Below are 1588 nucleotides of genomic sequence, written 5' to 3'. Positions count from 1 at the left end.
TGTTCTTGTGGCACCAGGCTCTCTGTATCCACCACTTCCACCACGCCCCGCTCCATTTTTCCCTTTTCCATCATTTTTCTCACCCTGCTCTATTTTACCTCGTTTATATGAAAAAGTCTGCCGAAGGGCAGACTTTTTCGACAGGCTGAGCCGCCCCTAGGGGGCGGCAGTATTTGACAAAATGCGGCGCGTGATGGTATGATGGACAGGCCCCCGAAAAGGGGCAGGGCGCTGTTACATAAATGGCGGTTGGCCACTTCCCTGAGAAGGGAGGTGATGCGGATGGGAGACGGACGCTGGGCGAAAGCCCTGCGCTTCGTGGTTGTGTTTCTGGCAGTCGTGTGGCTGCTGGTCTACATAGGCCCAAAAGCGTGCTAGCCGCTCGGTGGCCCCCGAACGGCTAGCAGGTTTAACCTTGTTTAGCTTGTAGGGCTGACCGCCTGTAGCAGCGCCCTTTCTGTCTTTATTATACGTACACGCCCCCTTTTTGTCAAGGTGACGGAACGGAGGTTTTTTATTTGCTGGAGATCAACAAAAGCCGCCTGTGCCACCCGGAGAACGACACCAGGGGGCGCAGGGAACCGATTACTTATCTGGCAATCCACTATGTAGGGGCGCTGGGCAATGCCAGGGAGAACGCCCAGTACTACGGCAGCAGGGGCGGTATCGGGGCCAGCGCCCACTATTTTGTAGACCACGGCCCGGGCGCGGCCATTTACCAGAGCGTGCCGGAGGGCCACACCGCCTGGCACTGCGGGCGCAGCGACGGGAAATACAAGCACCCCAAATGCCGCAACGCCAACAGCATCGGCATTGAGATGTGCTGCCGCAAGGACAAGTCGGGGACGTGGTATTTTGACCCGGGAGCAGGCCGCCTGCGTCCTGGACCGGCTGGGTTTATTCGATTAGGAGGCGCTATATGAACTGGAAAGTGAGAGCCCATAACCCCCTGTGGTGGGCGCAGATGGTGCTGGCGGTGCTCACCCCGGTCCTGGCCTATGCCGGGCTGACGGCGGCGGACCTGACCAGCTGGAGCGCCCTGTGGGATCTGCTGGCGGGGGCGGCGCGGAATCCCTACGTGCTGGGGCTGGTGGCGGTAAGCGCCTGGAACGCCGTCAATGACCCCACCACAAAGGGCCTGGGGGACAGCAAAAACGCTATGACCTACGATAAGCCCAGGGGGTGACAAGATGGAACCGGAAGAGCTGGCGGTGAAGCTGGCGGAGGTGGACGCCCGGAGCAAATCCAACACCCACCGGCTGGATGAGATGGGCGAAAAGGTGGACACGCTCCAGCGCCTGACCTCCGCCGTGGAGGTCATGGCCGCGGAGCAGAAGCACCAGAGCAGCACTATGGAGGAGATTAAAACCGACGTGACCAATCTGGGGCGGAAGGTGGACGCCATAGAGAAGAAGCCCGCCAAACGCTGGGACGGCATGGTGGAAAAGCTCCTGTATGGAGTGGCGGGCGTCCTGGCTGCGGCCCTGGGCACTGGCTTGCTGTACCTCCTGCGGGCGGCGCAGCAATAGACGGCGTAGACAGAGGAATACAGAAACAGGAACCAGCCCTTTTCGGGAGATATAATATT

General features: G+C 59.9%; 3 protein-coding genes. All 3 read left to right on the top strand.

Annotation, left to right across the window (positions count from 1 at the left end):
• The first annotated feature begins 518 nt into the window (after nt 1-518).
• The 3 genes from D1159_RS00405 to D1159_RS00395 are packed head-to-tail and all read left to right on the top strand — an operon-like array spanning nt 519 to nt 1529.
• Nucleotides 519-923, top strand: coding sequence for a peptidoglycan recognition family protein (locus D1159_RS00405; RefSeq protein ID WP_243152035.1), 405 nt, complete (start codon nt 519-521; stop codon nt 921-923).
• Nucleotides 920-1186, top strand: a complete 267-nt coding sequence (locus D1159_RS00400; protein WP_161843728.1) for a phage holin — start codon at nt 920-922, stop codon at nt 1184-1186. The genes D1159_RS00405 and D1159_RS00400 overlap by 4 nt, the downstream gene beginning before the upstream one ends.
• 4 nt (nt 1187-1190) lie before the next feature.
• Complete coding sequence (locus tag D1159_RS00395) at nt 1191-1529, top strand: hypothetical protein (protein WP_161843727.1); 339 nt, start codon at nt 1191-1193, stop codon at nt 1527-1529.
• Nucleotides 1530-1588 lie beyond the last annotated feature (59 nt).

The organism is Pseudoflavonifractor sp. 524-17, assembly GCF_009935845.1.
Taxonomy (GTDB): domain Bacteria; phylum Bacillota; class Clostridia; order Oscillospirales; family Oscillospiraceae; genus Pseudoflavonifractor_A.
Note: the sequence above shows the minus strand (reverse complement) of the source record. Positions and strands in the feature narration are given on the sequence as shown.

Excerpts from the sequence above, each read along its gene's own strand:
- D1159_RS00400 (WP_161843728.1), top strand. The coding sequence starts at position 920 with ATGAACTGGAAAGTGAGAGCCCATAACCCCCTGTGGTGGGCGCAGATG.
- D1159_RS00395 (WP_161843727.1), top strand. The coding sequence starts at position 1,191 with ATGGAACCGGAAGAGCTGGCGGTGAAGCTGGCGGAGGTGGACGCCCGG.